The organism is Streptomyces sp. NPDC054863 (genome assembly GCF_053610825.1).
Window position 1 is genome coordinate 1 of the sequence record NZ_JBSGZD010000497.1, and the last position, 3,001, is coordinate 3,001.

A 3,001-nucleotide genomic window follows, 5' to 3' on the forward strand; every position below is an offset into this window, starting at 1 on the left:
CCTTCTCGGAGTGCGGGGCCCTTCCGTATGCCCCGACCAGCGGATCGGTGGGTCGCTGCGCGGGCCCTCCCCCGCCCCGCCCCTTCCCGAAACCGCTGCCGCGGGGCCGGTGGATCACCTGCGGGTGCGTCGTGGCTCGTCGCGCAGTTCCCCGCGCCCCTCAAATGCGGCCTTCGGCCGCGTCGTGGTCCGGCTGTCTCAGCGATACGACCCGATCAGCCGTGCCAAGTGCCGTCCCACGACCTCCAGCGGTTCCGTGCTGCGGGCCACCTGGGCGGCCATCTCCGCACCCTCCAGCGCGCTGATGACGGTGTACGCGAGCTCCACCGCGTCCCGCTCGCCGAAGCCCGCCCGGCGCAGCGCGTCCGCCACCAGCGTCCGCCACCCGGCGAACGCCTCGGCCGCCGCCTCCTGGATGCCGGGGGAGTCCGCCGCCGTACCGACGACCGTCGAGGTCACCGGGCAGCCGTCCAGCCAGTCGGACTCGCGCAGCCCCTCGCCGAGCACCTTCGTCAGGACCAGGACCGCCGTCGCGGGGTCGTCCTCGGCGGCCAGCATCTTCTTCAGGATGTCGGCGAACTCCTCGTCCCCGTGCCGCACGGCCGCCGTGCCCAGCTCCTGCTTGCCGCCCGGGAAGAAGTGGTAGACGGAACCGAGGGTGGCCTCCGCCTCGCGGGCGATCTGCTTGATGCCGGTGCCCTGGTAGCCCTGGCGCTGCATCAGCCGTGAGGTCGTACGGACGATGCGCTCGCGCGTACCGAGGGGGGCGGCTTCGGGGTCCTGCCGGGGCGTCTGCTGCTTCGTCTTCACAGTCGAACTCTACCAAATAGAGCGTTCGTTCCAGACTCTGTGTTAGCGTGATCCCTAGATAGAGCGTTCGTTCTAGAGGGGATATTCTTATGGGCACGCAGTTCTCCGTCACCGTCATCGGTCTCGGCCCGATGGGGCAGGCCATGGCCTCGGCCTACCTCGCCGCAGGCCACCGCGTCACCGTCTGGAACCGCACCGCGAGCCGCGCCGACGACCTCGTCGCCCGCGGCGCCGTCCGCGCCGAGACCGTCGAACAGGCCCTCGCGGCCAATGAGTTGGTCGTCCTGAGCCTCACCGACTACGACGCGATGTACGCGATCCTGGAGGGTGCCACCGCGGCACTGTCCGGCCGCGTCCTGGTCAACCTCAGTTCCGACACCCCCGAGCGCGCCCGCGCCGCCGCGAAGTGGGCCGCCTCGCACGGCGCCCAGCACCTCACCGGCGGTGTCGGCGCACCGCCCTCCGGCATCGGCAACCCCGAGATGTACACGTACTACAGCGGCCCGAAGGACGTCTTCGAGCAGCACAAGGACGTGCTCGAAGTGCTCACCCGCGCCGACTACAAGGGTGAGGACCCGGGGCTCGGGGCGCTCTACTACCAGCTCCAGATGGACATGTTCTGGACCGGCCTCACCAGCTGGCTGCACGCCGTCGCGGTGGCGCACGCGAACGGCATCACCGCCGAGGAGCTCCTGCCGTACGCCACCGACGTCATGGGCACCATGCCGAACTTCTTCGCCTTCTACACGCCCCGCCTCGACGCCGGCGAGATCGTGGGCGACGTCGAACGCCTCTCGATGGGCGTCGCCAGCATCGACCACGTCCTGCACACCACCCGCGACGCAGGTGTCGACACCGCGCTGCCCGCCGCGGTGCTCGACATCTTCCGGCGCGGCGCGGACGCCGGGCACGGCAACGACAGCCTCACCAGCCTGGTGGAGGTGTTCAAGAAGGGATCCTGACCCGGTGCGGGGCGGCCCCGACGTCCGGCTAGAGCCAGCTCGCGAACTCCAGCAGCATCTCGCCGTCCTGCGTCCGTCCCGCCGCCATGGCCCGCGTCCCCGACTCGACCGCGCGGAACAGCGTCCAGCCGTGCAGCCGCTCCCGGTCCACGTCGAGTGAATCGGCCAGCCGGTTGATCCGGCGGCGGGTGGCGGGGGAGCCCGCGGCGGTCGCGATCTGGTCGTCGATCCGGTCGCGGACCAGGCGTGCCAGATCGTAGGCGCGCTCGCCGACCAGGGGGTCGGGGCCGACCGCCAGCCACGGCGTGCGGTCGCCGCCGAGCACCTTGCCCTGCCTGAAGTTGCCGTGCAGGAGCAGGAGTTCGGAGGAGGAGGCGACCAGCTCGTCGCGGGCCGCGAGCGCCGCGTCGACCAGCGGGGCCAGTTCCCCGGGGGCCTCGCGCATCGGCGTCGACTGCCGCGCCGTCCGCTCCTCGACGCTCTCGAACGGGTGCGCGTCCGCGGGGGCCACCCACAGCTTCCGTACGACTCCGGCAGCCTCCAGGAGCGCCTTCGCCTCCGGCAGCGAACGCAGCGACACCTCGCAGTGCAGCCGCTCCAGGAGCAGCACCCCGTCACCGGCGGCAGTGTCGTAGGCGGCGGTGTCATCGGCCGCAGCGTCATCGGCCGCAGCGTCACCGGCCGCGGTGTCGTCGGCGAGCTGCACGACACCCCAGCCGTTCCAGTGGGCGAGCGCCGCCCGCTCCCGCTCCGGATGGGCCGCCCCGGGGGCGAGCTTGAGCGCGCCCTGGGTGCCGTCGGGGCGGCGCACCAGCACCACCATGCTGCTCCGACCGCCCGGCGCCTGGACGCGTTCGACCGTCAACTCCCGGGCGGCGACGGCCTCCTGAGCGAGTGCCGGCAACCGCCCCAGCCAGTCGGCGGCGTCCGTTTCCCCCTGCGCCTCGCCCAGCGCCTTCACCAGGCGCTGCGACGGTTCGAAAGCCATAGGTGGGGTGTTCTCCTTCGATTCGGAGGACTCAGACGCCTTCGCGTACCGAAGTGGTCAGTTCGGCGAGCCCAGGAAAGGCTACGCTGCCGCCCTGCCAGCGGACCGCCCGCACCGCCGCCTCGCGCAGCGCCCCGGCGGCCTCGCGGGGCCGCGGGGCCGCGGGGGCGGGGCCCAGGGGCGGGGTCCCCCCGGCGCCCCCGGCCCGCGGGCCGCCGGGCCGGGGGCGGCAACCCGCCTC

General features: G+C 72.8%; 3 protein-coding genes and 1 pseudogene. 1 reads left to right on the plus strand and 3 read right to left on the minus strand.

Going from position 1 to position 3,001, the window contains the following annotated elements; all coding sequences use genetic code 11:
- Positions 1 to 198: 198 nt before the first annotated feature.
- Positions 199 to 810 carry a TetR/AcrR family transcriptional regulator gene (locus ACWGIG_RS38200; RefSeq protein WP_453326327.1) on the minus strand — a complete coding sequence of 204 codons (612 nt, stop codon included), beginning with the start codon at positions 808 to 810 and terminating at the stop codon, positions 199 to 201.
- Positions 811 to 899: 89 nt separating this feature from the next.
- Here ACWGIG_RS38200 and ACWGIG_RS38205 point away from each other — a divergent pair, with 89 nt between their 5' ends.
- A complete protein-coding gene (locus ACWGIG_RS38205; protein WP_453326328.1) occupies positions 900 to 1,772 on the plus strand; it encodes an NAD(P)-dependent oxidoreductase in 873 nt (290 codons plus the stop codon).
- A gap of 28 nt (positions 1,773 to 1,800) precedes the next feature.
- Here the strand turns inward: ACWGIG_RS38205 and ACWGIG_RS38210 are convergent, their stop codons facing one another.
- Positions 1,801 to 2,760: an aminoglycoside phosphotransferase family protein gene (locus tag ACWGIG_RS38210; RefSeq protein ID WP_453326329.1), complete on the minus strand. Its 960-nt coding sequence runs from the start codon at positions 2,758 to 2,760 to the stop codon at positions 1,801 to 1,803.
- A gap of 31 nt (positions 2,761 to 2,791) precedes the next feature.
- Positions 2,792 to 3,001 (minus strand): annotated as a pseudogene (locus ACWGIG_RS38215) (hypothetical protein); the annotation flags it as partial.

Coding starts and splice junctions, on each gene's coding strand:
- ACWGIG_RS38205 (WP_453326328.1), top strand. CDS start 900: ATGGGCACGCAGTTCTCCGTCACCGTCATCGGTCTCGGCCCGATGGGG.
- ACWGIG_RS38210 (WP_453326329.1), bottom strand. CDS start 2,760: ATGGCTTTCGAACCGTCGCAGCGCCTGGTGAAGGCGCTGGGCGAGGCG.